Below are 26489 nucleotides of genomic sequence, written 5' to 3' on the forward strand. Positions count from 1 at the left end.
CGGAGCAAAGGAGCCCCATGAAGGAATCACTGAACGACACCAGGCCGGAGGACTCGATCGACTATGTCGCCTTCGAGACCAGCGACCGCTTCGTCAACCTGCAACGCCGGCGCCGGAGGTTCGTGGTGCCGATGGCGGTGTTCTTCCTGGTCTGGTACTTCGCGTACGTGCTGGTGGCGGCCTACCTGCCCGATGTGATGGCGCGGCCGGTCTTCGGCAGCATCAACCTGGGCCTGGTGCTCGGCCTCGGCCAGTTCGTCACGACGTTCGCCATCACCATCTGGTATGTCGCCTTCTCCAACCGGGTGCTCGACCCGCTGGGCGCAGAGCTCCGCGCCGAGCTCGAAGCGAAGGTCGCCGCATGAGCGCCCTGGCAATGAGCCTGACCGCTGTCGCCGCAGCGGTCGAGCCCACGGAGAACAACCCGGTCCTGAACATCTCGATCTTCCTGGCCTTCGTGGCCGTCACCCTGGTGATCGTGATCCGGGCCGGCCGCAACAACCGCACCGCCGCCGATTACTACACCGGCGGTCGCTCCTTCACCGGGCCCCAGAACGGCTTCGCGATCGCCGGCGACTACCTCTCGGCGGCATCGTTCCTCGGCATCGTCGGCGCCATCGCCGTGAACGGCTACGACGGGTTCCTCTACTCGATCGGCTTCCTGGTGGCCTGGCTGGTGGCCCTGCTGCTGGTGGCCGAGCTGATGCGCAACACCGGCAAGTTCACCATGGCGGATGTGCTCTCCTTCCGGCTGGCCCAACGGCCGGTGCGCGTCGCCGCGGCCACCACCACCCTGGCGGTGTGCTTCTTCTACCTGCTCGCGCAGATGGCCGGCGCCGGCGGGCTCGTCTCGCTGTTGTTGGGCATCAACGACAAGCTCGGCCAATCCATTGTGGTGACGGTGGTCGGCGGGCTGATGATCATGTACGTGCTGATCGGCGGCATGAAGGGCACCACCTGGGTGCAGATCGTCAAGGCGTTCCTGCTCATCATCGGCGCTGGCGCCATGACGGTGTGGGTGCTGGTGATCAACGGGTTCAACCTGTCCACCCTGCTCGATGCCGCCGTCGCGAACGCCTCGGTCACCCCGGCGGAGTCGATCCTCGCGCCCGGCCTGCAGTACGGCGGCAACCCGCTGGACTTCATCTCCCTGGCCATCGCCCTGGTGCTCGGCACCGCGGGCCTGCCGCACGTGCTGATGCGCTTCTACACGGTGCCCAGCGCCAAGGAGGCCCGACGCTCGGTGGTCTGGGCGATCTTCCTGATCGGGGCGTTCTACCTGTTCACGCTGGTGCTCGGCTTCGGCGCCGCGGCCCTGGTGGGTGCGGACACCATTCTCGCCTCGCCCGGCGGAGTGAACTCCGCGGCGCCGCTGCTGTCGCTGGCGCTGGGCGGCCCGCTGCTGCTGGGCTTCATCTCGGCCATCGCGTTCGCCACCATCCTCGCCGTGGTCGCCGGTCTCACCATCACCGCGGCCACCTCGTTCGCGCACGACATCTACGCCAGCGTGATCAAGAAGGGCAAGGGTGACCCGGACGGCGAGGTCAAGATCGCCCGGCGCACCGTCGTGGTGATCGGCATCCTCGCCATCGCCGGCGGCATCGGCGTGCAGGGGCAGAACATCGCCTTCCTGGTGGCGCTGGCCTTCGCCGTCGCGGCGAGCGCCAACCTGCCCACCATCCTGTACTCGCTGTTCTGGCGCGGTTTCACCACCCGCGGGGCCCTGTGGAGCATGTACGGCGGGTTGGGGTCGGCGATTCTGCTGATCGTGTTCTCGCCGGTGTTCTCCGGCACACCCACCTCGATGTTCGGTGAGGGTGTGGACTTCGCGATCTACCCGCTGAACAACCCGGGCATCATCTCGATCCCGCTGGGCTTCTTCCTCGGCTGGCTCGGCTCGGTCACCAGCACCCGCCGGGAGGACCCCAAGCTGGCTGCAGAGATGGCGGTGCGCTCCCTCACCGGGTTCGGCGCCGAGAAGGCGACCGAGCACTAGCCCCGCTCCCCTCCCGCTCCCCTTCCCGCGGCCGCGACTGTGGCCGATGCGGACGATTGCGCCCGGTACGCCGGGCGCAATTGTCCGTTCGGGCAACAGTTGGGGCCGGTGTGGGTTTAGACGCGGGGCAGCAGCGGGCCGCGGGCGACCAAGGTGGTGGAGGCCTGGGCGACGGGTTTGACCACGACGAGGTCCAGGTTCACGTGCGCGGGCAGTTCGACGGCGGCCAGGATGGTGGCGGCGACGTCGTCGGCCACGAGCGGGTGCACCACGTTGGTGTAGGCGGCGGCCGCCTTCTCGGGGTCGCCGCCGAAGCGCACCAGACCGAATTCGTCGGTCTGCACCATGCCGGGCGCGATCTCGATCACCCGGATCGGTTCGCCGCTGAGCTCCAAGCGCAGCACCTCGGTCAGGGCGTGCGCGGCGAACTTGGCGGCGTTGTAGCCGCCGCCGCCGATGTACGCCGTGTGCCCGGCGGTCGAGGTGATGTTGACGATGTCGGCGGACGCGGCAGCGCCGGCGGCCGCGGCATCCGTTGCGGCGGCGATCGAGGCGCGCAGCAGCGGCAGCAGGGCGGTGGTGACCCGTTTCAGCGCGAGCACGTTGATCTCGTACATCCAGGCCCAGTCGTCGATCGACCCGGCCTCGACGGAGTCGAGCCCCTTGGCGCCTCCGGCGTTGTTGACCAGAGCATTCACCGGGCCGGAGGCGGCGAGGTAGTCCCGCAACGCGTCGACGTCGGCCTGCACGGTGAGGTCGGCGGCGAACACCGCCGCGCCGGTCTCCTGGGCCAGCGTCTCGAGCCTGTCGGCCCGGCGGGCCACGCCCACCACATCCCAGTCGTGCTCCCGGAACAGGCGCACCGTCGCCGCTCCGATTCCCGAACTCGCACCAGTGACCACGACTCTTTTTTTGCCCATTGCCCCATTCTGCCCGGAGAATGGACCCGATGAGTTCGCCGACAGAGACCCCGCACCACGCCGGCCCGCACAAGCCGAAGCGCCGCGTACCGCTGTGGGACAACGCCCGCTGGATCGCCATCACCCTGATGGTGATCGGTCACGCGATCCTTAAGCTGATCGGCGAATCCGACACCGCCTACGGCGTCTACCTGTTCATCTACGCGTTCCACGTTCCGGTTTTCGTGGCCGTCAGCGGCTACTTCGCCAAGTCGGGACCGCCGGGCCCCCGCCAGATGCACCGGTTGATCACCGACGTCGTCTTCCCGTACCTGATCTTCGAAAGCATCTGGACGCTGGTGGAGTGGGCGCTCAGCGGCACCCTCAAGGTGGACTACTCGACCCCGTCCTGGACGCTCTGGTTCCTGATCGCCCTGGCCATCTGGCGGGTGGCGCTGCCCTACCTGGTTCTGATGCGGTATCCGCTGCTGATCAGCATCGCCATCTCGGTGGGCGCCGGCTACGTCGGTGACATCGACAGCACCTTCTCGTTGTCACGCACGCTGGGGCTGCTGCCGTTCTTCGTGTTCGGCTGGAAACTGCGCCAGTGGCCGCTCACCGCCCGGTGGATGCACCTGCGCCCGGCCGCGGTCTGGCGCTGGCGTTCCGGCGCGATCGCCCTCTTCGGCGCCCTCGCCCTGGCCGTCACCGTCAATATCATCGGCGTGCGGGACCTGCGGCTGCGGAGCTTCACCCTGTACGACGAGGCGTACTGGCAGTTCGGCTACGACCAGTTCTGGGCCGGGGTCATCCGGCTGGGCCTGATGATGGCGTCGTTCCTGTTCATCCTGGCCTTCCTCATGCTGATGCCGCGCCGGGCGACCTGGTTCACACCGCTGGGCGCCGCGACCATGTACATCTACCTGCTGCACACCTTCCTGCTCTACCCGCTGCGGGAAACCGGGGTGCTCGACGGTCCGCAGCAGCCCTGGGTGCTGCCGGCCGTGATCCTGCTGGCCATCCTGATCTCGGTGGTGCTGTCGTTGCCCGTCGTGAGGCGCGTCTTCCGGCCGCTGGTGGAACCGCGACTGCGTTGGCTGTTCAGGCAGGAGCCGTCCACCCACACGGGCACCATCGTACTGCCGCACGGGCCCGGCAGCAGATGACGTAGTGTTTCGCGAACCGTTGTCGCGCGGCATAGCCCTGCCTATGGTTGCAGCAGAGCAACGGAGCGTCTGGTTCCGCCGCTGTAGATTCCTCGGGCTTGCCGGCCCGACCACGAACAGGGAGACCGACCCATGAGCGATTCCGCAGACTGGAAGTTCGAAACCAAGCAGGTCCACTCCGGGGCCCGCCCAGACCCGGTGACCAACGCGCGGGCCACGCCGATCTACCAGACCACCTCCTACGTCTTCAACAACGCCGAACACGCCCAGAACCTGTTCGCGCTGGCAGAGTTCGGCAACATCTACACCCGCATCCAGAACCCGACCCAGGCCGTGGTCGAGGAACGGGTCGCCGCCCTCGAAGGCGGCACCGGCGCCCTGCTGGTGGCCTCCGGCCAGGCGGCGTCGACCTTCGCTGTGCTCAACATCGCCCAGGCCGGCGACCACATCGTGTCGTCGAGCTCCATTTACGGGGGCACCTACAACCTCTTCAAGTACACCCTCAAGAAGCTCGGCATCGAGACCACCTTCGTCGAAGACCAGGACGACGCCGCGGAGTGGGCCAGAGCGGTGCGGCCCAATACCAAGCTGTTCTTCGCCGAGACCATCGGCAACCCCAAGATCAACGTGCTCGACATCGCGCTGGTCGCCGAGGTCGCGCACACCAACGGGGTGCCGCTGATCGTCGACAACACCATCGCGACGCCGTACCTGATCCGCCCGTTCGAACACGGCGCCGACATCATCGTGCATTCGGCCACCAAGTTCCTCGGCGGCCACGGCACCATCATCGGCGGCGTCGTCGTCGACGGCGGCCTGTTCGAGTGGTCGGCCAACGTCGAGAAGTTCCCCGGCCTGACCGAACCGGACCCGTCCTACCACGGCGCCAGCTATACCACCGCGGTCGGCGACGCCCTCGCGTTCATCATCAAGGCCCGCGTGCAGTTGCTGCGCGACCTCGGCAGCGCCATCGCCCCGGCGAGCGCCTGGCAGCTCATCCAGGGCATCGAGACGCTGAGCCTCCGCATCGAGCGGCACGTGTCCAACGCGCAGACCATCGCGGAGTTCCTCGAGAGCCACCCCGACATCGCGTCGGTCAACTACGCGGGACTGCCGTCCAGCCCCTGGTACGCGGCCGCCAACAAGTACGCCCCGCTGGGCGTGGGCGCGGTGCTGTCGTTCGAGCTCAAGGGCGGGGTGGATGCCGGGCGCGCGTTGGTGGACAACCTCAGCCTGTTCAGCCACCTGGCCAACATCGGTGATGTGCGCTCGCTGGTGATCCACCCGGCGTCGACCACGCACGCCCAGCTCACCCCGGAGCAGCAGCTCACCGCGGGCGTCACGCCGGGCCTGGTGCGCCTGTCGCTGGGCATCGAGAACGTCATCGACCTGCAGGCCGACCTCGAGGCCGGCCTGGCCGCCGCCCGCGCCGTGGTCGCGGCATCCCGCGCGAACGCGTAGAGCTCGCCGACGTTCACCCGCCCGCATGACGTAACAATCGGCGGCCACGGCCGAACATGGCCACAATGGAGCCGTATGGAATGGCAATACTCCGCGGACACCGTCCCGTCCAGCCTGGTCACCGACGCGCAGGCGCGCTCGCTGCTGGGTAAACCGCCCGTCACGGGCGCCTGGCGTGACGGTGACCCTGTGGGCGGCCGCCGGTTCGTGGACATCGGCGCCCTCGACCTCGAGGCGGGCGGGCACCTGGCCGGCGTGCGGATCGCCTACGAGAGCTGGGGCGAGCTGAATCCGGCCGGCGACAACGCAGTTCTGGTGCTGCACGCTCTCACCGGGGACAGCCACGTCGTCGGCCCGCCGGCGGCCGGGCATCCGACCGCCGGCTGGTGGAGCGGCATCGTCGGCCGGGGCCTCGCGATCGACACCGACCGGTGGTTCGTGGTGGCGCCGAACATGCTCGGCGGCTGCCAGGGCAGCACCGGCCCGGCGTCCCTCGCGCCGGACGGCTCCGAGTGGGGCCCCCGGTTCCCGTACCTGAGCATCCGCGATCAGGTGGCGGCGCAGGTGGTCTTCAGCGACCGGATCGGCGTCGAACGCTGGGCCGGGATCGTCGGCGGTTCCATGGGCGGCATGCACGTGCTGGAATGGGGCATCGAACACCCCGGCCGGGTGACCCGGCTGGGCATCCTGGCCGCCCCGCCGGTCACGACGGCCGACCAGATCGCCCTCAATTCGGTGCAGATCGAGGCCATCCGCACCGACCCGCTCTTTCGTGCGGGCGACTACTACGACGCCGAGCCCGGCGATGGCCCGAGCCGCGGCCTCGCCCTGGCCAGGCGGATGGCGCTGCTCAATTACCGCAGCCCGTCGGAACTCAACTCCCGGTTCGAGCGCAGCTGGCAGAGCGACATCACCCCGCTGGGCGGGCACGGCCGGTTCGCCGTGGAGTCCTACCTCGACTTCCACGGCAACAAGTTCACCCGGCGGTTCGACGCGAACAGCTACATCACCCTGGTCGAGGCGATGAACTCCCACGACATCGGACGTGGCCGGGGCGGAGTCGACGCCGCACTGGCCCGCATCACGGCCCGCACCCTCGTCGTCGGCATCGACAGCGACAGGCTCTTCCCCCTGGACGGCCAGCGTGTCATCGCGGCCGGACTGGGGAGCGGCGGCGACCCCGTGGTGATCGAGTCCGGCTACGGTCACGACGGATTCCTCATCGAGGACCAGGCCATCGGCGACCAGCTCCGGTGGCTGCTCGGCTGAACCGCGGAAGGGTTGACACGCAGTGCGTTCGGGAGAACTCTGGCGCCATGAAACCCGGCCCGCTCATCATGTTGCTGATCGGCACGATCCTGACCCTGATCGGCTTCGGACTGACCGCCACCGGCACCGTTGCCGCCGTCGCCGCCGGCGTGCAGGGTGAAAACGGCTACTTCTCCACCCGCACGGTGCCCCTCGTCACCAACTCCTACGCACTGACCAGTCCTCCGCTCGGTCCCGTCACGACCACGGGAACGACCCCGCCGCTGAACCTGGACATCGCCAGGATCCGGTTGGTGGCGACGGGAGCCAACGACGACCCGGTGTTTCTCGGGATCGCGCCGCAGGCCGACGTCGACAGCTACTTGGCGAACGTGGCACACACCGAGGTGCGCGGCATCGAATCCACGCCGCTCCGCGCGCGGTATGCAGACATTCCCGGCTCAGACCGGCCCGAACCGCCCGCCGAACAGGACTTCTGGACCGTCAGCGCAGTCGGGCCCGGCAGCCAGGAGATCACCTGGCCGGTGCAGCCCGGGGCCTGGGCCGTCGTGGTGATGAATGCCGACGGCAGCAGCCCGGTCGCCGTGCAGGTCAGTGCCGGTGTGCGCTCAGGTCTCCTGGCGCCCGCGGCGATCACCCTGCTGCTGGTCGGCATCATCACCCTGGTGATCGGGCTGATCCTGGTGATCCTCGGTGTGATCGGCCTGGGCCGCAACGGTCCGGCGCCCTCCAGCCGCAGCGGCGCCACGCCAGCACCGGGCGGTGCGACCGGGCAGCCCGGCGCCGATCCCGACAGGCCGGGCGCCGACTATCCCGCACGGCTGAACGGATGGCTCGACCCCGACGTCTCGCGGGCGCTGTGGCTGGTCAAGTGGATCCTGGTCATCCCGCACGTCATCGTGCTGTTCTTCCTCTGGTTCGGGCTCTGGATCGGCACGATCGTGGCCGGGTTCGCCATCCTGTTCACCGGACGTTACCCGCGGGCGATCTTCAACTACAGCGTCGGCGTGCTGCGCTGGAACTGGCGGGTGAGTTTCTACTCGTACTCCGCGCTCGGCACCGACAGGTACCCGCCGTTCACCCTCGCCGCCACCGACTATCCGGCCGACCTCGAGGTGGACTATCCGGCCCGGCTCTCGCACCGACTGGTCCTGGTCAAGTGGTGGCTCCTGGTGATTCCCCACCTGTTCATCGTGGCGATCCTCACCGGCGGCAGCTGGGGCTGGACCGCGAGCGGCAACAACGGCTGGACCACCGCCACCAGCACCGGTTTCTCGCTGCTGGGCATCCTGGTCCTCATCGGCGCCGTGATCCTGCTCTTCAGCGGACGCTACCGGCGCGGGATTTTCGATCTGATCATCGGACTGAACCGCTGGCTGTACAGGGTGATCGTCTATGCCGCGCTGATGCGCGACGAGTACCCGCCGTTCCGGCTCGATCAGGGCCCGCTCGATCCAGGCTCCGCCGTGGCTGGACCACCCGCACCGGCCGCCCCCGTCGCTTCCCATGACGGTCGATAGGCCGCTCCCCGGCCCCCGGCCCCGCAGCGGTCCCGATCGTGCCGACAGGTTCCTACGCAATTGGCTGCTGTGGGTCAGCCTCGGCGAAAGCGTCGGGTTCCTCGTCCCGGCCCTGGCCCAGCTGACCTTCGCCGGTTCTTCATCCGTGCTGGCGCCGGCGTTGATCTTCGCCGGCGCTGCCGAAGGCACCGTGCTCGGCTGGACGCAGGCGACCGTGCTCCGCAGCCGGGTGCCGGCACTGAACCGCCGCCGCTGGGTCGGCGCCACGGCCATCGCCGGCGCCGCGGCCTGGTTCATCGGGCTGTTGCCCGCCGAGTGGGCCGAGGTCTGGCAGCGCTGGCCGGCAGCAGCCCAATTCACCGCCGGAATCCTGCTCGCCACTGTGCTGCTGTGCGCCCTCGGCTTCGCCCAGTGGTTCGAGCTCCGTCGGCACCTCAGGGGTGCCGGCTGGTGGATACTCGGCAGCGCCGCCGCCTGGGGCGCCGGCCTGGCCGTGTTCTTCGCCGTGGCCACACCGCTGTGGCAGCCGGGCCAGCCCGGCGCGCTCATCCTGCTCATCGGGGTTCTCGCCGGGATGTTCATGGCGGTGGCCATGGCCCTGGTCAGCGGCGTGGTTCTGCACCTGCTTCTGCGCCGGAAAGAAAGTCCACGTCAACAGCCGTAAATCCGCCACCGGGGCCGATAAGGTGACGGATAGGGCACTCATGAGGAGTACTGCAGCCATGCCACGTATTGCCAGAGAGCGTGATCGCGTCCTTCGTCGCACCGCCCGGATAACCGGGCTGACCGCTTCGGTGACGTCGCTGGCCTACCTGGCCGTGCCGGGCGGGCTCGATACGCCCGTGGTCCTGTTCGCCGGGTCCCTGATCCTGTTGATGGTCGGGTGCCAATACGTCCTCGGTCAGAGCGGCGCACTCCGTTGGGCGGTGTGCATCGTGCTGCTGAGCAACGCCGTCATCCTCGTCGTCGGGCTGGCCACCAGGATTGATGTCGGTCTCAACCCCGTCGAGGAGGCCCTGATCGCCACCCTGGCTGCCGGCGCGGCCAGCTGTGTCGCGCCGGTGCTCGTCGTCGGCCCCGGACGCCAGCTCATCCTGTTCGGGTCGTTCGGCATGACCGTGGCCGGGGTGGCGTTCGTCACCATCTCGTCTGGCGGGTCGGTGCTGCCCCTGGTCCTGACCGTGTGCGGCTGGGCCGCCCTGTCCCTGGGCGGCTGGTGGATTGCGCAGAGCGTGCCCCGGGTGCTGCAGCGGGTCGCCGCGATCGGGCGCGCCCACCAGGCCGAACGTCATGCCAGCGAACTCGAAGCGCAACGCCGGCAGGGCGCCAGGTTGCTCCACGACACCGTGCTGGCCACCCTCACCCTCCTGGCGCATTCGGGTGTGGGCGTCAGCCCCGCCGCTCTGCGACAACAATCCGGCGATGACGCCCGTCTGCTCCGCCAGCTACGTCTGGGCGCGCTGCCCACCCCCAGCCGTTCCGGGGTCTACACGCTGGAACCGTCCAACACGTCGATGCTCGGCAGCACCCTCGAGTCGGTGAAGCAGCGTTTCGGCCGGATGGGACTCGAGGTCGACTGGCACGGCAGCGGCCAGGTGCTGCTGCCCAGCGACGTTCTCGACTCGTTCCTTCTCGCCCTCGGCGAGTGCCTCGAAAACGTGCGCAGGCACTCCGGCGTCACCAGGGCCGACGTCACGATCTCCGACGACGACACGACGGTGCGCGCCATGGTGACGGATGCCGGTCGGGGGTTCGACCTCAGCGCCGTCGGCACCGAACGGCTCGGGTTCGCCGAGTCCGTCGTGGCCCGCCTTCGCGACGTCGGCGGCAGCGCACGCCTGTTCTCCTCCCCGGGCTCTGGCACCACCGTCGTGCTCGAGGTGCCCAAGTGACATCGGCGGCGACCCCGGCACCGCCGCACTCCGGCAGCTCGTCGGCCCGAGCGCACAAGCAGTTGCTCGACGACCAACGCGACGAGCGACGCCGCACCTTTCGCCGGCCGCAGCGCACCGTTCAAACCACCCTGGCCAACCGCACCGGGCTCGGTAGCCGCCACCTCGGCTTCGGCATCTCCCTGAGCAGCGGGTTCTTCGCCGTGTTCCTGCTGTGGCGGTTCGCGAGCCAGTGGGAGCGATATCCGAACCCGTTGCCGACCCTGGCGGCCTGGATCGTTCTGCTGCTCGCGGCCGTCGTGACGCTGATCCTCGTCAACAGGCTGCCCGACCGGATGCCGACCTGGTTGTTCCTCGCCGTGCTTGCCCTGGGCGAGGTCGTCGTCGGGCTCGACCTGGCCGGGTACGGTCAGGGCACCGCAGCGGGCACCTATCCCACCGCCGCCGCCGCCGTCGGCGCCCTGCTTGCCGTGCTGGTCTCGGTGCGGCGCGGACGGGAGATCGTTGCCGCGACGCTGGTCCTCGGCGCCGTGATCGCGGCGGGCTCGGTCACCGCGGCACGCTACGACCCCGAGCTGATGGCGCCGGCCATCCTGACCATCGGCCTGTGCGTGTTGCCGCCGCTGATCGGGGCGTCGGTCGTGCGAGGTTTCCGCCGCATCGTGCAGCGTGAGTTGGACCTGGTGCTCGTGCAGAGCACCATCAGCCAGCCGTCCTCCGCCGTGGGCATGCTCGCATCCGAGGAGCTGGCCCGCATCGACCTCGACGCCGAAACCCTGCTCGACGACGTCGCCACCGGACGCACCGCCCTGCCGCTCAGTTCGACGAAGTCGGCGGCGGCGGCGATGCTCGCCACCCAGCTACGACTGCACCTCATCGAGGGCCGCCGGGAGACCTGGCTATACCACGCCCTCACCGAATCCGAGTTCCTCGGCCCCGCCGTCAATCTCGATGACCCGTCAGGGTTGGCCGGTCAGCTCTCGCCGACTCAGCGCGATGCGCTGTTGCTGGCCATCTGGCTCCTGATCAGCGACACCGACGGTGCCGAACCGACGGTTTCGCTGGTTTTCGGACCTTTTGGCCGTACCAACGGCCATATTATCGGTGAAATGCTTCGGTTTCCGATCAAAATGATCATCGAGGGGGTGCCTCGTCGACGGGTGGACCCGGAGACATGGCAAGCTATCCGAGTAGTGGGCCCTCATATCGATTCGGTGCGCAGTGGACATCTCCACGTCGACATCGAATGCAGTATTGACAATCCTGCGGACGCGTGACCGGGCCGGTTGGCCCGGGATGCTCCGACAGGGAAAAATGCAACAGGAGGTAGCAGTGACGAACACAGCAGCGACGCTCATCGACAATCCCATCCGGTTGGCCCTGGTCGACGACCACCGGATGCTCCTGGGAGCGCTGACGGAGTGGATCAGAGGCGCCGCGGACGACATCAACATGGTGGCCGCCGTGACCACCTGGCCCGAGCTTCTCACCCACCCGGAGTTCCCGGTCGATGTGGTGCTGCTCGACCTGGACCTCAAGGACAACATCCCGGTCTCGCTGAAGATCTCCACCCTCAAGACGGCCGGGGTGAAGACCGTGCTGATGAGCACCTACTCCGAACCGGCTCTTGTGCGCGAGGCCCTCGCCGCCGGCGCTCTCGGCTACCTCGTCAAGACCGAGGAGGCCAGCACCATCGTTGAAGCCATCCACGCCGCGAACGTCGGAGAATCCTACATCTCCGCCGAACTCGACCTCGCCCTGCACGCCGGAGCCGCCGGCAGCTCGCCGCGGCTGAGCGCCCAGGAACGCCGGGTGATGGCGTTGTACGGAGCCGGTGAGCCGGTCAAGGCGGTCGCCCACCAGCTGGGCATCTCCGAGGAGACGGCGAAGTCGTACCTCAAGCGGATCCGCGAGAAGTACCGTCTTGCCGGTTTTGATGTCGGAACCAAGGTAGCCCTACGGAAGCGCGCCATCCACGACGGCATCCTGCTGCAGTCCGACTAGAACGCCACTGGCCGGGTCGGCGCGGCGCTCAGTCCGTGCCGACCACCGTGATCAGTGCGGTGCCGTACGGTACGTGCTGACCCCGCTTGCGACGGACCCTGTCGATCGCGAAGGTGACCACGGCCAGCGCCAACCCCACCACGCTCAGGCCGAACCCGACCCAGATCGGGGCGAGATAGCCCAGCCCGCCCGCGATGACGATGCCGCCCAGAAACGCGCCGAGCGCGTTGCCGAGGTTGAGCGCCGAGTGGTTGAGGGCCGCGGCGATCGACTGGCTATCGTGTGCGACATCCATCAGCCGGGTCTGAATGGTCGGCGACAGCGCCGCCGCCGACGCGCCGACCAGGAACACCCCGGTCAGCAGCCCGGCCAGGTGCTGCGCGGAGAAGGCAAGCAGCAGCAGGGCCGCGAGCATGATGGCGAAGAAGGCGTACATGCTGCGCCGCACACTGCGGTCGGCGAACACGCCGCCGGCGAAGTTGCCCACGGTCATTCCCAGGCCCACCACGACGAGCACCAGCGGCACCGCGAGAGCGGGCAGCCCGGTGACCTCGATCACCAGCGGGGCCACGTAGGTGTAGACGGCGAACAGACCGCCGAACCCGACGGCGCCGATCAGGAGCGCGAACCAGACCTGCAGGCGCCCGAAGGCGCGCAGCTCGTTGCGCATGGTGGCGCCGGGGTTCCCGGCCTGGAACGGCACGGCCACGATCACGGCGACGAAGGTCACCGCGAAGAGGGCAGCCACGGCTATGTAGGCGACCCGCCAGCCCGCAACCTGGCCGAGCCAGGTGATCGAGGGCACGCCGATGACGTTGGCGATGGTGAGGCCGGAGAGCACGATCGCGACACCGCGTGCCCGCTTGCCCGGGCCCATCAGCTCGGCGGCGACCAGCGACGCGATGCCGAAATAGGCGCCGTGCGGCAGGGCGGCGACGAATCGGGCCACCAGCACCAGGCCGAAGGTCGGCAGCAGCGCGGAAGCGATGGTGGCCAGGGTGAAGCAGGCCAGCAGAACGAGCAGCAGCTGTTTGCGTGGCCACCGGGCCGCGGCCGCGGCGATCGTGGGCGCCCCGACGACGACACCGAGAGCGTATGCGGAGATGAGCCAGCCGACCTGGGCGTTGGCGGCATCCGGCGACGACGCGTAGAGGCCGGGCAGCAGGTCGGCGGCCAGATTGGGCAGCAGCCCCATGGCGACGAACTCGGTGGCGCCGATCGCGAAGCCGCCGAGGGCGAGAGCCAGGAGGGCGAGGCGAACGCGGGTCGGCGACAGGCGCGTCGACCCGTCAGAGAGTGAGGGCATCAATCCAGACTACGGGGCGGTCGTGTCTGGACGGTGACGCGGCGGCGCCAGGCCGGTGTCAGGATGCTCCGCCGGCCTCGTCCATAGCCGCCTCGAGGCGGTCCAGCTTGGCGGTGAGCTCACCGGAATAGCCGGGGCGGATGTCGGCCTTGAGCACCAGCGACACCCGGGAGCCGAACGCGCCGACGGCATCCGTCGCCGCCTTGACGACGGCGAAGACCTCGTCCCAATCGCCTTCGATGGTGGTGAACATCGAATCGGTGTGGTTGGGCAGGCCCGATTCGCGGACGACTTTCACCGCAGCGGCGACGGCATCGTGCACCGAATCGGTGGGGCCGCCGGAGGGGGCGACCGAGAATGCGACGAGCATGACTACTCCTTGAGGATAGGGCGATGCGCTGTGGCACCGGGACTGGCGGCGGTGCTCTCTGACAGTGTTGCGGAGGCGGCGCCGAGCCGCCAGATGCGAACGAGCATCCAGCCCAGCAGCACCAGCTCCAGGAGGTTGCGCACCGACAGGATCAGCACCATGGCCGGGGTGGTGGCCAGCAGGTCGTTGTAGAAGTACGGGTAGACGATCTGGGTGAGCGCCGCCATCGCGAGGGCCGTGAGCGCCGGGCCCCGCCAGGCTCGCCAGGACGAGACCAGGCCGAGGATCAGCGGGGCGGCCAGCCAGGTGATGAACTGCGGCGAGCCCACCTTGTTGACCGCGATCAGGGTGAGCACCAGGGCCAGCAGCAGCGGCGGGAACAGCAGGTCGGCCGATGCACCGGCGCGTTGGGCGCGCCAGCCCAATAGCAGCACCACGCCGACGCAGAGTGCCAGAAGCGGGGTCAGCACCGCCGCCGCCAGGTCGGTGCCCGCACCGATCACCTGGTAGGTCAGGATCTGCTGGTCGTAGTACACGACGGCGCCGGGGATGCCCAGGGCCGACTGCCACAACCACCAGGACGCCACCGGCGCCTCGATCTGGATCCCCCGGTTGGTCTGCTCGGTCACGAAGCTGAGGATCGTGACCCCGCTGCCGGCGGCGAGGGCCGCTCCGATGATCAGCGCGGAGGTGCCGGCGAAGGCGGCCAGCACCTGCCAGCGCCGCCTCGAGGCCACCACCAGCGCGATGATCGCCGCGACCGGCCAGACCTTGACCCAGGTGGCGACGGTCAGGAGCACCGCTCCCCAGAACGGCCGGCGGCGCAGCCAGAGCAGGCCCAGAATCGCCAGCGGTACGGTCACGGAGTCGATCCTGGCCAACGCGATGGGGCCCAGCAGCAGCAGGAACAGCAGCCACCACCAGGCGGCCAGGGCTGCCGCCGGACCCGGCCGGCGACCGGTGAGCGCGGCGAAGGCGACCCCGTTGAGCACGGTCACCAGGCCGAGCCAGGTGAGCGCGTACGGCCCGGCGCCGAAGACCAGCGATGCGAGAATCGGGGCGAGGGCCAGGATCGGGTAGACGAAGTCGGTGTTGATGCCCAGGCTGACGGCGCCGGATGTCGTGGCCTCGGCCCAACCCAGGTACACCCGTTCCACGTCGCCGAGTGGCCAGCCGATGCCGCTGAGGTTCAGAGCGATGAGCACCGCGTGCACGATCGCGAAGCCGCACCACAGCAGGGCGGGGCGGCGCAGGAATTCAGGCACGCTCCACTGTGGCACACTCCACTGCGGCGGGTCAGGCCAGCAGCGCCGCGATCGTCGGCGGAACGGCCTGGGCAACGTCGAGCGCCACGATCGGGCCACCGCCGGACGCCCGGTGCGCCGCCGCCGCGTGCACGAATGCGGCCGTGGCGGCGAGCGCGGCGAGCGCGTCGGCATCCGCCTGGATACGCGCGCTGTTCGTGGCCAGCAGGGCACCGAGGATGCCGGCCAGCACGTCACCGGAACCGGCCGTCGCCAGCCAGGCGGGGGCGCCGGATACCGTCAGGCGGATACCGGACGGTGAGGCCAGATGGGTGACGCTGCCCTTCACCAGCACCGTGACATCGAGCAGGACGGCGGCGCGGATCGCCCACTCCCCCGGCTCACCGGCGATGTCGTCGACGGTGACATTCTCGCCGGACCGGCCCAGCAGAGCGGCCAGTTCCCGGTAGTGCGGGGTGATCAGCCGGGGGCCGGTGCCGGCACCGACCAAATCGAGCGCGCCGGCGTCGAGCACCGTCGGCAGACCCTGACGGAGCGCCTTCTGCAGCTGTTTGGTGGTCTCCGGGCTGCGGCTGCCGGCGTCCATGCCCGAGCCGAGCAGCCAGGCCTGCACCCGGCCGTCGACCGTCACCACCTCCGGACGGCGCTGCATCACGAGGGTCCCGACCCGGCGGGGACCGAGGTAGCGCAGCATGCCCACCCCGGTGCGGCTCGCGGCTTCCACACCGAGCACCGCCGCGCCCGGGTACTCGGTGGAACCCGTGCGTACGCCCAGCACGCCGCGGCTGTACTTGTCATCGGTCGCCTGCGGCACCGCGATCCAGTCGCGGGCCTGGGCGGCCTCCCATTCCAGCCATCGTCGAGGTTTCGCCATGCACTCACGATAGGTTGTTTCGGTGTCCGATATCAGCACCGTCCTCGCCCCCGCCGCAGCCGATTCCGCCGCGGCGGTCTCCCTGTTCGACCCGATCAGCCTGCGCGAGGTTGTCATTCGCAACCGGCTCTGGGTCGCGCCGATGTGCCAGTACTCCGTCATCGAGCGGGACGGCGTGCCGACCGACTGGCACCTGGTGCACCTGGGCTCGATGGCCGCGGGCGGCGCCGGGCTGATCGTCACCGAGGCCACCGCCGTCAGCCCGGAGGGCCGCATCACCGACCGGGACACCGGGATCTGGAACGACACCCAGGCGTCCGCCTGGGCGCACATCGTCGACTATCTGCACAGGCAGGGCGCCACCGCCGGCATCCAGCTTGCCCACGCCGGCCGGAAGGCGTCCACCTGGCCGGCCTGGGGCACCAGCCTGCACGGCAGCGTGCCCGCCGACCAGGGCGGCTGGCCGACGCTGGGGCCCTCCGCCATCGCCTTCCCCGGCTACGCGGCACCGATGGCACTCGACCACGCGGGCATCGATACCGTCGTCGCCGACTTCGTCACGGCCGCTCGACGCGCCATCGTCGCCGGCTTCGACGTCCTGGAACTGCACGCCGCCCACGGCTACCTGTTGCACCAGTTCCTGTCCCCGCTGAGCAATCTGCGCACCGACGAGTTCGGCGGCTCACTGGAGAACCGGGCCCGCCTGCTCCTGCGCGTGGTGAAGGCCGTCCGGGCCGAGGTCGGCGAGAGTGTTCCGCTACTGGTGCGGTTCTCCGCAACCGACTACACAGTCGACGGTTGGAGTGTGGAGGAGACCGCCGTCGTCGCCGGGTGGGCCGCCCAGGCCGGGGCCGACTTCTTCGACGTGTCCTCCGGCGGCAACGTCACCGGCGTGCAGATTCCCCTGACCCCCGGGTACCAGGTTCCCCTGGCGCAATTCGTCAAGGACACTGCCGCCGTACCGGTCAACGCCGTCGGGCTCATCACGACGGCCGCACACGCTAACGAGATCGTTGCCTCCGGCGCGGCGGATGCCGTCATGCTCGGCCGCGAGTTCCTTCGCGACCCGCACTTCGCCCTCCGCGCCGCCGCCGAGCTGGGCGTGCCACTGGACTACTGGCCCGGCCAGTACGCCAGGGCAGCCTGGCCGGCGGTCTAGCGACCTATACCTCCTGGGCGACGCAGAGGATGTTGCCCTCCGAGTCCTTGAACCAGGCGGCACGTTCCTGGTCGGTGGTGGCAATGCCGTTCTCGGTTTTCAGGCCGGGCAGGTCGTACTCCTCGAACACCACGCCCGCCTCCCTCAGCCGGGCGACCTCGGCGTCGACGTCGTCGGCCATCCAGATCAGGGCCGTGTTCTTGGCCGTGCCCGCGTTCTCGGTTTCGTACACCAGCACCGACCCGCCGGAGGGGGTGCGGAAGCGCATCTCGCCCTCGCGGACGTCGGTGGGCTCCAGGCCGAGCTTGTCGGTGTAAAAGGACCGGGCCCGCTTGATGTCCCTGGCGGGCAGGACCGCCACGGTTTCCAGTTGACTCAACATGAGTGTGTCCTCGCTTTCCAGCTATGCCTGTCAGGGTACGCCGGGTGCCCCGGGCCCACGAGGGGGCCCGGTCGTCGCCGGGCGAGAAGAACTAGGCTGGACCGAATGACCCACCCGAGTGAGACCGCCACCAGCCGGCCGACCGACATCCGCCTGATCGCCAGCGACATGGACGGCACCCTGCTCGACGCCGACGGAGCGGTCCCCGGGCGCTTCTGGCCGCTGCTGGAGAGCATCCTGGCGGCCGGGATCCTGTTCTCCCCGGCAAGCGGGCGTCAGTACCAGACGCTGCAGGCCGTCTTCGGCGACCGGGACGGGCTGGTCTACATCGCCGAGAACGGCACCAACATTGTGCGGGACGGCGTCAGCATCGCCATCGAACCCGTCGTCGGATCGATCATCGCCCCGGTCGTCGAGTGGGTGCGGGCCCAGGCCGCCGCCGGCGCCGACCTGGGCATCGTGGTGTGCGGGGCCAGGTCCGCGTACATCGAACGGACCGATGAGGCTTTCGTCGCGCAGGTGCGTCCGTACTACGCGGCCCTGGCAACGGTCGCCGATGTCACGGTGGCCGCCGCGGACGATGACGTGCTCAAACTGGCGATTTTCGACGCCGGCCGCGCCGAGACCCGCACCGGACCGGCCGTTCGCGCCCTCGACCTGGCCGCCGATGTTGTCGTCTCCGGCGCCAACTGGGTCGACGTCATGCGGCCGGGAGCCAACAAGGGCACGGCGCTCATCCGTCTGCAGCAGCACCTGGGCATCAGCCGGGAGCAGACCATGGCCTTCGGCGATTACCTGAACGACGCCGAGATGCTCGACGCCGCCGGGCACTCCTATGCCGTCGCCAACGGCCACCCGAGCATCCGCGCGCGGGCCAGGCACCAGGCTCCGTCGAACCTGGATGAGGGCGTCATCACGAGCATCCTCGCGGCGTTGCCGGCGCTGGCAACGGCCTGACACCTAGAGCCGGCGGGTGGCGTCCTGCACTTCGCCGACGAGCTCCTCGATGATGTCCTCCAGGAACAGCACTCCGGTGGCGTCGCCGGTGACGGTGAAGGTGCGGGCCAGGTGTGCGCCGGAGCGGCGCATGGTGGCCAGGGCATCCTCGAGGTCGGTGTCCTCGAAGATCGACACCAGTTGGCGGATCAGCTTGGCCGGGATCGGGTCGGTGTAGCCGGTCCTGCCGGTGTCGACGGGGTCGACCGGGTCGACGTCCAGGCCGAGCACGTCCTTGAGGTGAATGTAACCGCTGGGCTCGCCGGATTCGTAGTCGAGCACGTAGCGCGAGAATCCGTGCCGGGTGACGGCCTTCTCCACGTCGGCGGGGGTGGCCGATTCCGGCAGGGTGACCAGCTGGTCCAGCGGCACGGCGATGTCCTTGGCCGTCTTGGTGGTGAACTCGAACGCCGCCGACAGCGCGCCGGAGTCGTCGCTGAGCACGCCCTCCCTGGTGGACTGCGTGACGATGGTTGCCACCTCGTCGAGAGTGTAAGTGCTCGTAGCCTCGTTCTTGGGTGCAACACCGAACAAGCGCAGCACGCCGTTGGCGGTGGAGTTCAGGGCAACGATGACGGGCTTGACGAGGCGGCCGAAGAACACCAGCGGCGGGGCCAGGATCAGGACGGCCTGGTCGGGGATCGAGAATGAGAGGTTCTTGGGCACCATCTCGCCGAAGACGACGTGCAGGTACGACACTATGAGCAGCGCCATGATGAACGCGATGGTGCCGATGGCCTCCTCGGGGAGCCCGGTGAGCTTCAGCGGGATCTCCAGCAGGTGGTGGATCGCCGGCTCCGACACGTTCAGGATCAGCAGCGAGCACACCGTGATGCCCAGCTGGGAGGTCGCCAGCATCAGCGTGGCATGCTCCATGGCCCACAGCGCGGTCTTGGCGCTGCGCTTGCCGGCCTCCGCGAGGGGTTCGATCTGGGAGCGGCGCGCTGAGATCACGGCGAATTCGGCGGCGACGAAGAACGCGTTGCCGAGCAGCAGCACGAACAGCCAGCCGAGTCCGGCCCAGTCGTTCATCGGCCGCTCACCCGCTTGGTCTGTGATGAAGTGGTCACTGGTGCCTTCTGGATGGTGCGCACGGCGCCGGTCGCGGACGCGCCGGGTTCGACAGGGTCAGGGGTGTAGCGCAAACGGTCGATGCGACGGCCGTCGAGCCGTTCCACCCGCAGTTCACCGGTGGCGATGCGCACGAGGTCGCCGACGACGGGCAGCCGGCCGAGTTCGCTCATCACGTAGCCGGCGACGGTCTCGTATGGGCCGTCCTCTGGCACGGTCAGGCCGGCCCGCTCGTGCAGCTCGTCCGGCCGCAGCATGCCGGGGAAGGTCAGGGAGCCCTGCGAGCGCACGATGCCGGCCCTGGTGCGGTCGTGCTCGTCGGCGACCTCGCCGACGAGTTCCTCCACCAGGTCCTCCAGGGTGACGACGCCGGCGGTTCCGCCGTATTCGTCGACGACGACGGCCATCTGGAAGCCGCGGCCCCGCAGCTCGCCGAGTAACCCGTCGAGCTTCATGGTCTCCGGCACGCGCAGCGCTTCAGACTGCAGGGCCGACACCGGCACGTCCGAGCGTCGTTTGCGTGGTACGGCCACGGCCTGCTTGACGTGGACGATGCCGACGACGTCGTCGGCGCTCTCGTCGATGACGGGGAAGCGGGAGTAGCCGGTCTGCCTGGTGAGGTCGATGACGGCCTGCGCGCTGGCGTTGCGCTGAATGCTGGCGAGCCGGGGGCGGGGGGTCATCACGTCGGATGCGGTGTGCCCGGAGAACAGCAGGGTGCGGTGCAGCAGGGTCGCCGTGTCGGCCTCGAGCAGGCCGGCGCTGGCGGACCGGCGCACGAGCGAGGAGAGTTCCTCGGCAGTGCGGGCCCCGGAGATCTCTTCCTTGGGTTCGATGCCGACCATCCGGAGGAGGCCGTTGGCGCTTTCATTCAGCACGGTCACCGCGGGCTTGAACACCGTGGTGAACACGGTCTGGAACGGGATGACGACCTTGGCGGTCTGGATCGGCAGCGCCAGGGCGAAGTTCTTGGGCACGAGCTCACCGACGATCATCGAGACCAGGGTCGCGAGCACGATGGCGACGGCCGATCCCACCACCGGCACCGCGGGCTCGGGGATGCCGACGAGGCCCAGCGGTCCCGCGAGCAGGGAACTGATCGCGGGCTCCAGCGCATACCCGGTGAGCAGGGTCGTCAGGGTGATACCCAGCTGGGCGCTGGAGAGGTGCGTCGAGGTGATCTTGAGCGCGGCGATGGTCATCGCCAGGCGGGTTTCCCCGCGGTCGCGGCGTGCCTCGAGGTCGGATCGGTCGAGGTTGACCAGCGCGAATTCGCTGGCCACGAACAGGCCCGTGCCCAGGGTCAGGATCAGGCCGATCCCGAGCATGATCCACTCATACACGGGCAGCACCGCCGCGGGTCACGGGCGAGGGTTTATGGTCGGGTGAATTCGCAGAAGGGGGGTCGTCCATTAGAGGGTCAACTATACCGGGGCTGCCTGCTATACCGGGGCTGCCTGCGCGGTAACACGCCTGCGTTACCAGGAAACCACGAGCGCCTTGCCCTCTTCGTAGCCGGCTGCGGACTGGATTCCGACCTTCGCCCGGTCGTGGAATTCGGCCACGCTGGCCGCCCCCGCGTAGGTGAACGAGCTGCGCACCCCGGAGGTGATCATGTCGAGCAGGTCTTCGAGCGAGGGACGCAACGGGTCCAGGTAGATCTTCGAGGACGAGATGCCCTCGGCGAACAGGGTTTTGCGGGCCAGTTCGTAGGCGTCGAGCCTGTCGAAGCGCTGCTGCACGGCCTTGGTCGATGCCATGCCCCAGCTCTCCTTGTAGAGGGCGCCGGATGCGTCCGTGTCCAGGGTGCCCGGCGCTTCGATGGTGCCCGCGAACCAGGACCCGATCATCACCGACGCGGCCCCGGCGGCGAGCGCGAGCGCCACGTCGCGCGGGTAGCGCACCCCGCCATCCGCCCAGACGTGTGCGCCGAGCTTGCCGGCGGCTTCGGCGGTCTCGATCACGGCGGAGAACTGCGGGCGCCCCACGGCCGTCATCATCCGGGTGGTGCACATGGCGCCGGGCCCGACGCCCACCTTGATGATGTTCGCCCCGGCGCCGACGAGGTGCTCGACGGCGTCGGCGGTGACCACATTGCCGGCCACGATGGGGATGCCGAGCTTGAGCTCCGAAACCGTGCGCAGCGCGCGGATCATGCCGGCCTGGTGGCCGTGCGCGGTGTCGAGCACGAGCACGTCGACGCCGGCGGCGGCGAGCGCGCGGGCCTTGGCGGCGACGTCGCCGTTGATCCCGACGGCGGCGGCGACGAGGAGCCGGCCGGACGCATCCACGGCCGGCTGGTACAGCGTGGAGCGCAGGGCGCTCTTGCGGCTGAGCGTGCCGATCAGCTTGCCGCGCAGCAACACCGGCGCGAAGTCGAGGTCGGCGGCCGTCATCACGTCGAAAGCGCTGCGCGGCCCGTCGATGTCTTCGGCGTCGAGGGAGGTGAGCGGGCCGTGCAGCAGATCGCCCAGGCGGGCGTCCGGTAACGCCGAGGCGAGCCTGGCCGCGTCGATGCAGCCCAGGTAGGCATCGTCACCGTCGTGGATGACCAGGCCCTGACCGGTGACCGGCGGGACCTGGCGCAGCGCGTCGGCCACGGTGGCGTCGGGGGCGAACACGAACGGGGTGTCGTACTGCACGGGCTGCGACTTCACCCAGCGGATGGCCGCATCCAGGTCCTGCAGGTGCATGTCCTGCGGCAACACGCCGAGGCCGCCACGCCGGGCGAGAGATGCCGCCAGCCGGGGACCGGTCACCGAGTTCATATTGGCCGAGACGATCGGGATCGTGGCCGCGGTGCCGTCTCCCGGCGCGAGGGACACGTCGAGCCGACTGCTGATCGCAGACTGGCTGGGCACCAGGAAGACGTCGGAATAGGTCAAATCGTGGCGGGGAACCGCTCCATAGAACTGCATGTTTTTAACGCTAGTCCTCCCAAGCCGTACCGGTGCAGCACCTCGATGGGATTAGTCTTGATATCAACACACTGACCCGGCGGTTGTGATCGCCATGGACAATCAGAATCAACGAAGAGAGTGGGCGATCAGCTGTGTCGAACCAGTTGACCGGCGGTGGGTCCGAAGAAACGGCCTCTGCTGAATTCGGAGCCAACGAATGGCTCGTAGACGAATTTTACGAACGTTACCTCATCGACAAGAACTCGGTGGATCGGGCCTGGTGGCCGATTCTGGACAGTTACCACCAGAGTGCAACGGCGCCGAAGCAGGCAGAGCAGGACGCCCCGGCCTCCGAGGGTGCTGCCTCGAGCATCGCCCCCGCCGCCGCAGAGGTTCCCCCGCTGGCAGAGGAACCCGCGACGCCGACGGCCGAAGCGCACCCGATCACCGCGCCGATCCCCGTTCTCGGCGGCCCGCGCACGGCCCGCACCACGTCGATCGCCCCCAAGCCGGAGCCGGTTCCCGCCGACGCCCCGATCACCACCCCACAGCCCGTGGTCTCCGCCGTCGCGCCCACTCCCCCGCAGGATGTCGTCACCCCGCTCCGCGGCATGGCCAAGAGCCTCGCGGCCAACATGGCCACCAGCCTCACCGTGCCCACCGCGACGAGCGTGCGCACCATCCCGGCGAAGCTCCTCATCGACAACCGCATCGTGATCAACAACCACATGAAGCGGGCCCGCGGCGGCAAGGTGTCGTTCACCCACCTGATCGGGTGGGCACTGATCCGGGCGCTCAAGATGTTCCCCAGCCAGAACGTCTACTACGACGAGCAGGACGGCAAGCCCTCGGTGATCGCCCCCGCCCACGTGGGACTGGGCATCGCAATCGACCTACCCAAGCCCGACGGCACCCGCTCGCTGATGGTCCCGGCCATCAAGCGGGCCGACACCATGACCTTCGGCGAGTACCTGACCAGCTACGAAGACCTGGTCGGCCGCGCCCGCAAGGGCAAGCTCACCGCCGACGACTTCTCCGGCGCCACGGTGTCACTGACCAACCCCGGCGGCATCGGCACCGTGCACTCGGTGCCGCGGTTGATGAAGGGCCAGGGCTGCATCATCGGCGCGGGCGCGCTCGACTACCCGGCCGAGTTCATGGGCGCGAGCGTCAAGACGCTCACCAGCCTGGCCATCTCCAAGACCATCACCCTCACCAGCACCTACGACCACCGGGTCATCCAAGGTGCCGGCTCGGGTGAGTTCCTCAAGATCGTGCACGAGCTGCTCATCGGCCAGCACAACTTCTACGAAGACATCTTCGCCGCGATCCGGATCCCGTACGACCCCATCCACTGGGCCCCCGACATCAGCGTCGACCTGGCCAGCGCCGTCGACAAGACCGCCCGCGTGCAGGAACTGATCAACGCCTACCGCGTGCGCGGCCACCTGATGGCCGACATCGACCCGCTCGAGTACCAGCAGCGCACCCACCCTGACCTGGACATCGCCAGCCACGGCCTCACCTTCTGGGACCTGGACCGCGAGTTCATCACCGGTGGTTTCGGCACCAAGCGCACGATGCTACTGCGCGACATCCTCGGCGTGCTGCGGGACTCGTATTGCCGCACGACGGGCATCGAGTACATGCACATCCAGGACCCGGCCCAGCGCAAGTGGGTGCAGGAGAAAATGGAGAAGACCTACGTCAAGCCCACCCACGACGAGCAGATGCGCATTCTCGGCAAGCTCAACGAGGCCGAGGCGTTCGAGACGTTCCTGCAGACCAAGTACGTCGGCCAGAAACGCTTCAGCCTCGAGGGCGGCGAGTCCACTATCGCGCTGCTCGACGCGATCCTGCAGGGCTCCGCGGAGGCCGGCCTCGACGAGGTCTGCATCGGCATGGCCCACCGCGGCCGCTTGAACGTGCTCACCAACATCGCCGGCAAGACCTACGGCCAGATCTTCCGCGAGTTCGAGGGCACCCAGGACCCCCGCAGCGTGCAGGGCTCCGGCGACGTCAAGTACCACCTCGGCACCGAGGGCACCTTCCGCGGCACCAACGGCGAGGAGGTGGCCGTGTACCTGGCCGCCAACCCGTCCCACCTCGAGGCCGTCGACGGTGTGCTCGAGGGCATCGTGCGCGCCAAGCAGGACCGCAAGCCCATCGGCACGTTCTCCACCCTGCCCGTCCTGGTGCACGGCGACGCCGCCATGGCCGGCCAGGGCGTGGTGCTCGAGACCTTGCAGATGTCTCAGCTGCGCGGCTACCGCACCGGCGGCACCATCCACCTCGTCGTCAACAACCAGGTCGGCTTCACCACGCCTCCCGGTGAGGGCCGCACCTCGGTGTACTCCACCGACGTGGCCAAGACCATCCAGGCCCCGATCTTCCACGTGAACGGCGACGACCCCGAAGCCGTCGTGCGGGTCGCCGAACTGGCGTTCGCGTACCGGCAGGAATTCAAGCGCGACGTCGTGATCGACCTCGTCTGCTACCGCCGACGCGGCCACAACGAGGGCGACGACCCCTCGATGACGCAGCCGTTGATGTACAACCTCATCGAGGCCAAGCGCAGCGTGCGGAAGCTCTACACCGAGGCGCTGGTCGGACGCGGCGACATCACCCAGGCGGAGTTCGAAGCGGCCCACGCCGACTTCCAGGACCGCCTGGAACGGGCGTTCCTGGAAACGCACGCCGCCCAGACCTCGTCGATCCCGATCATCACGCCCGGCGAAGCGGCCGCGGCGGCCCGCGGACTCGCCGGCCACGGTGCCCCTGACGACGCCGTCGGTGAACCCGAGACCACCGGGGTGCCCGAAAGCGTCGTGCACCTCATCGGCGACACTTTCAACAACAAGCCGGCCGGGTTCACCGTGCACAACAAGCTGCAGCAGCTGCTGCAGAAGCGCCTCGATATGAGCCGCAACGGCAACATCGACTGGAGCTTCGGCGAACTGCTCGCGCTCGGGTCGGTGCTGCTGGAGGGCACTCCGGTGCGGTTCGCCGGCCAGGATGCCCGCCGCGGCACCTTCGTGCAGCGTCACGCGGTGCTGCACGACCGGATGAACGGCCAGGAGTGGTTGCCGCTGGCAAATCTCAGCGAGAACCAGGCCAGGTTCTGGATCTACGACACCCTGCTCAGCGAATACGCGGCGATGGGCTTCGAATACGGTTACTCCGTGGAGCGGGCCGATGCCCTCGTGCTCTGGGAGGCCCAGTTCGGTGACTTCGCGAACGGCGCCCAGACCATCATCGACGAGTTCATCTCCTCGGCCGAGCAGAAGTGGGGCCAGCGTTCCAGCGTTGTGCTGCTGCTCCCGCACGGCTACGAGGGTCAGGGCCCCGACCACTCGTCCGCCCGGATCGAGCGGTACCTGCAGATGTGCGCCGAGAACAACATGACCGTCGCCCGCCCGTCGACGCCGGCGTCGTACTTCCACCTGCTGCGCCGCCAGGCGTACATGCGTCCGCGTCGCCCGCTGATCGTCTTCACACCGAAGTCGATGCTGCGCCTGCGCGGAGCGACCAGCCCGGTCGCCGACTTCACCAGCGGCAAGTTCGAACCGGTGATCGACGATGCGCGGATCCAGGACAAGGCCGCCGTCAAGAGGGTGCTGTTCATGGCCGGCAAGCTGTACTACGACCTGCTGGCCGACCTGGAGAAGAACCCGAACCCCGAGATCGCCCTGGTGCGCCTGGAGCAGTTCTACCCGCTGCCCGGCGCCGAACTGAAGCAGGTCGCCGAGCAGTACCCGAACGCCGAACTGGCCTGGGTGCAGGACGAGCCGGAGAACCAGGGTGCCTGGCCGTTCTTCTACCTGCAGACGAACAAGCTCGGCACGCGCCCGATCCGCCTGTTCTCGCGGGCCGCGTCCGCGTCTCCCGCCGCCGGTTCGGCCAAGCGTCACGCCGCGGAACAGACCGAGCTGCTCAAGAGCGCACTCACCCTCTAACGC

22 protein-coding genes are annotated in these 26489 nt (G+C 68.8%); 13 read left to right on the plus strand and 9 right to left on the minus strand.

Going from position 1 to position 26489, the window contains the following annotated elements:
- Positions 1–17: 17 nt before the first annotated feature.
- Both E3O60_RS18145 and E3O60_RS18150 read left to right on the plus strand, forming a co-directional pair.
- On the plus strand, positions 18–365 hold the full coding sequence (locus E3O60_RS18145; protein WP_088455355.1) for a DUF485 domain-containing protein: 348 nt from the start codon (positions 18–20) through the stop codon (positions 363–365).
- Positions 362–1996 (plus strand): cation acetate symporter, encoded by a 1635-nt coding sequence (locus E3O60_RS18150; protein WP_241993311.1) that lies wholly within the window; start codon positions 362–364, stop codon positions 1994–1996. Before E3O60_RS18145 ends, E3O60_RS18150 begins: the two co-directional genes overlap by 4 nt.
- Before the next feature lie 116 nt (positions 1997–2112).
- Here E3O60_RS18150 and E3O60_RS18155 read toward each other — a convergent pair whose 3' ends face one another.
- On the minus strand, positions 2113–2916 hold the full coding sequence (locus E3O60_RS18155) for an SDR family NAD(P)-dependent oxidoreductase (protein WP_088455353.1): 804 nt from the start codon (positions 2914–2916) through the stop codon (positions 2113–2115).
- Positions 2917–2945: 29 nt separating this feature from the next.
- Between E3O60_RS18155 and E3O60_RS18160 the strand changes: the two genes are divergently transcribed.
- The 8 genes from E3O60_RS18160 to E3O60_RS18195 all read left to right on the plus strand — a co-directional run bounded on the left by E3O60_RS18160 (position 2946) and on the right by E3O60_RS18195 (position 12207).
- Complete coding sequence (locus E3O60_RS18160) at positions 2946–4061, plus strand: acyltransferase family protein (RefSeq protein WP_088457879.1); 1116 nt, start codon at positions 2946–2948, stop codon at positions 4059–4061.
- 132 nt (positions 4062–4193) lie between these two features.
- Positions 4194–5522 (plus strand): bifunctional o-acetylhomoserine/o-acetylserine sulfhydrylase, encoded by a 1329-nt coding sequence (locus E3O60_RS18165; protein ID WP_088455352.1) that lies wholly within the window; start codon positions 4194–4196, stop codon positions 5520–5522.
- A gap of 75 nt (positions 5523–5597) precedes the next feature.
- Positions 5598–6791 carry a homoserine O-acetyltransferase gene (locus E3O60_RS18170; RefSeq protein ID WP_134407775.1) on the plus strand — a complete coding sequence of 398 codons (1194 nt, stop codon included), beginning with the start codon at positions 5598–5600 and terminating at the stop codon, positions 6789–6791.
- Between the two features lie 47 nt (positions 6792–6838).
- Complete coding sequence (locus E3O60_RS18175; protein WP_134498897.1) at positions 6839–8311, plus strand: DUF4389 domain-containing protein; 1473 nt, start codon at positions 6839–6841, stop codon at positions 8309–8311.
- Complete coding sequence (locus E3O60_RS18180) at positions 8298–8975, plus strand: hypothetical protein (RefSeq protein ID WP_198415737.1); 678 nt, start codon at positions 8298–8300, stop codon at positions 8973–8975. Before E3O60_RS18175 ends, E3O60_RS18180 begins: the two co-directional genes overlap by 14 nt.
- Before the next feature lie 58 nt (positions 8976–9033).
- Positions 9034–10203 (plus strand): sensor histidine kinase, encoded by a 1170-nt coding sequence (locus E3O60_RS18185; protein ID WP_088455349.1) that lies wholly within the window; start codon positions 9034–9036, stop codon positions 10201–10203.
- Positions 10200–11480 carry a hypothetical protein gene (locus tag E3O60_RS18190; RefSeq protein WP_134498899.1) on the plus strand — a complete coding sequence of 427 codons (1281 nt, stop codon included), beginning with the start codon at positions 10200–10202 and terminating at the stop codon, positions 11478–11480. Before E3O60_RS18185 ends, E3O60_RS18190 begins: the two co-directional genes overlap by 4 nt.
- A gap of 55 nt (positions 11481–11535) precedes the next feature.
- A complete protein-coding gene (locus E3O60_RS18195) occupies positions 11536–12207 on the plus strand; it encodes a response regulator transcription factor (RefSeq protein WP_255416771.1) in 672 nt (223 codons plus the stop codon).
- 28 nt (positions 12208–12235) lie between these two features.
- On the opposite strand, the gene E3O60_RS18200 is transcribed toward E3O60_RS18195, so the two are convergent.
- The 4 genes from E3O60_RS18200 to E3O60_RS18215 are packed head-to-tail and all read right to left on the minus strand — an operon-like array spanning position 12236 to position 16022.
- Positions 12236–13513, minus strand: a complete 1278-nt coding sequence (locus E3O60_RS18200) for an MFS transporter (protein WP_088455346.1) — start codon at positions 13511–13513, stop codon at positions 12236–12238.
- 58 nt (positions 13514–13571) lie between these two features.
- Positions 13572–13883 (minus strand): thiamine-binding protein, encoded by a 312-nt coding sequence (locus E3O60_RS18205; protein ID WP_088455345.1) that lies wholly within the window; start codon positions 13881–13883, stop codon positions 13572–13574.
- A 2-nt stretch (positions 13884–13885) separates the two neighbouring features.
- Positions 13886–15148, minus strand: a complete 1263-nt coding sequence (locus E3O60_RS18210) for a glycosyltransferase 87 family protein (protein WP_088455344.1) — start codon at positions 15146–15148, stop codon at positions 13886–13888.
- Positions 15149–15179: 31 nt separating this feature from the next.
- Positions 15180–16022 carry an ADP/ATP-dependent (S)-NAD(P)H-hydrate dehydratase gene (locus E3O60_RS18215; RefSeq protein ID WP_088455343.1) on the minus strand — a complete coding sequence of 281 codons (843 nt, stop codon included), beginning with the start codon at positions 16020–16022 and terminating at the stop codon, positions 15180–15182.
- A gap of 22 nt (positions 16023–16044) precedes the next feature.
- On the opposite strand from E3O60_RS18215, the gene E3O60_RS18220 reads away from it, so the two are divergent.
- Entirely contained in the window at positions 16045–17181 is a 1137-nt protein-coding gene (locus E3O60_RS18220) for an NADH:flavin oxidoreductase/NADH oxidase (protein ID WP_241979874.1), read from the plus strand.
- A gap of 4 nt (positions 17182–17185) precedes the next feature.
- Here the strand turns inward: E3O60_RS18220 and E3O60_RS18225 are convergent, their stop codons facing one another.
- Positions 17186–17563 (minus strand): VOC family protein, encoded by a 378-nt coding sequence (locus E3O60_RS18225; protein ID WP_088455342.1) that lies wholly within the window; start codon positions 17561–17563, stop codon positions 17186–17188.
- A gap of 105 nt (positions 17564–17668) precedes the next feature.
- Between E3O60_RS18225 and E3O60_RS18230 the strand changes: the two genes are divergently transcribed.
- Complete coding sequence (locus E3O60_RS18230; RefSeq protein ID WP_088455341.1) at positions 17669–18520, plus strand: Cof-type HAD-IIB family hydrolase; 852 nt, start codon at positions 17669–17671, stop codon at positions 18518–18520.
- A 3-nt stretch (positions 18521–18523) separates the two neighbouring features.
- Here the strand turns inward: E3O60_RS18230 and E3O60_RS18235 are convergent, their stop codons facing one another.
- The 3 genes from E3O60_RS18235 to E3O60_RS18245 all read right to left on the minus strand — a co-directional run bounded on the left by E3O60_RS18235 (position 18524) and on the right by E3O60_RS18245 (position 22548).
- A complete protein-coding gene (locus E3O60_RS18235) occupies positions 18524–19591 on the minus strand; it encodes a hemolysin family protein (protein ID WP_103430718.1) in 1068 nt (355 codons plus the stop codon).
- Complete coding sequence (locus tag E3O60_RS18240; RefSeq protein WP_134498919.1) at positions 19588–20958, minus strand: hemolysin family protein; 1371 nt, start codon at positions 20956–20958, stop codon at positions 19588–19590. The genes E3O60_RS18235 and E3O60_RS18240 overlap by 4 nt, the downstream gene beginning before the upstream one ends.
- A 150-nt stretch (positions 20959–21108) precedes the next feature.
- Complete coding sequence (locus tag E3O60_RS18245; protein WP_134498900.1) at positions 21109–22548, minus strand: GuaB1 family IMP dehydrogenase-related protein; 1440 nt, start codon at positions 22546–22548, stop codon at positions 21109–21111.
- Positions 22549–22682: 134 nt separating this feature from the next.
- Between E3O60_RS18245 and E3O60_RS18250 the strand changes: the two genes are divergently transcribed.
- Positions 22683–26486 (plus strand): multifunctional oxoglutarate decarboxylase/oxoglutarate dehydrogenase thiamine pyrophosphate-binding subunit/dihydrolipoyllysine-residue succinyltransferase subunit, encoded by a 3804-nt coding sequence (locus E3O60_RS18250; protein WP_088455338.1) that lies wholly within the window; start codon positions 22683–22685, stop codon positions 26484–26486.
- Positions 26487–26489: the final 3 nt, after the last annotated feature.

Origin of the sequence: Cryobacterium sp. TMB1-7 (genome assembly GCF_004402435.1) — a bacterium.
GTDB classification, from domain to species: domain Bacteria; phylum Actinomycetota; class Actinomycetes; order Actinomycetales; family Microbacteriaceae; genus Cryobacterium; species Cryobacterium zongtaii.

Excerpts from the sequence above, each read along its gene's own strand:
- E3O60_RS18205 (WP_088455345.1), bottom strand. The coding sequence starts at position 13,883 with ATGCTCGTCGCATTCTCGGTCGCCCCCTCCGGCGGCCCCACCGATTCG.
- E3O60_RS18245 (WP_134498900.1), bottom strand. The coding sequence starts at position 22,548 with ATGCAGTTCTATGGAGCGGTTCCCCGCCACGATTTGACCTATTCCGAC.
- E3O60_RS18200 (WP_088455346.1), bottom strand. The coding sequence starts at position 13,513 with ATGCCCTCACTCTCTGACGGGTCGACGCGCCTGTCGCCGACCCGCGTT.
- E3O60_RS18145 (WP_088455355.1), top strand. The coding sequence starts at position 18 with ATGAAGGAATCACTGAACGACACCAGGCCGGAGGACTCGATCGACTAT.
- E3O60_RS18240 (WP_134498919.1), bottom strand. The coding sequence starts at position 20,958 with ATGCTCGGGATCGGCCTGATCCTGACCCTGGGCACGGGCCTGTTCGTG.
- E3O60_RS18170 (WP_134407775.1), top strand. The coding sequence starts at position 5,598 with ATGGAATGGCAATACTCCGCGGACACCGTCCCGTCCAGCCTGGTCACC.
- E3O60_RS18175 (WP_134498897.1), top strand. The coding sequence starts at position 6,839 with ATGAAACCCGGCCCGCTCATCATGTTGCTGATCGGCACGATCCTGACC.
- E3O60_RS18230 (WP_088455341.1), top strand. The coding sequence starts at position 17,669 with ATGACCCACCCGAGTGAGACCGCCACCAGCCGGCCGACCGACATCCGC.
- E3O60_RS18165 (WP_088455352.1), top strand. The coding sequence starts at position 4,194 with ATGAGCGATTCCGCAGACTGGAAGTTCGAAACCAAGCAGGTCCACTCC.
- E3O60_RS18155 (WP_088455353.1), bottom strand. The coding sequence starts at position 2,916 with ATGGGCAAAAAAAGAGTCGTGGTCACTGGTGCGAGTTCGGGAATCGGA.
- E3O60_RS18160 (WP_088457879.1), top strand. The coding sequence starts at position 2,946 with ATGAGTTCGCCGACAGAGACCCCGCACCACGCCGGCCCGCACAAGCCG.
- E3O60_RS18235 (WP_103430718.1), bottom strand. The coding sequence starts at position 19,591 with ATGAACGACTGGGCCGGACTCGGCTGGCTGTTCGTGCTGCTGCTCGGC.
- E3O60_RS18150 (WP_241993311.1), top strand. The coding sequence starts at position 362 with ATGAGCGCCCTGGCAATGAGCCTGACCGCTGTCGCCGCAGCGGTCGAG.
- E3O60_RS18180 (WP_198415737.1), top strand. The coding sequence starts at position 8,298 with ATGACGGTCGATAGGCCGCTCCCCGGCCCCCGGCCCCGCAGCGGTCCC.
- E3O60_RS18215 (WP_088455343.1), bottom strand. The coding sequence starts at position 16,022 with ATGGCGAAACCTCGACGATGGCTGGAATGGGAGGCCGCCCAGGCCCGC.
- E3O60_RS18185 (WP_088455349.1), top strand. The coding sequence starts at position 9,034 with ATGCCACGTATTGCCAGAGAGCGTGATCGCGTCCTTCGTCGCACCGCC.
- E3O60_RS18225 (WP_088455342.1), bottom strand. The coding sequence starts at position 17,563 with ATGTTGAGTCAACTGGAAACCGTGGCGGTCCTGCCCGCCAGGGACATC.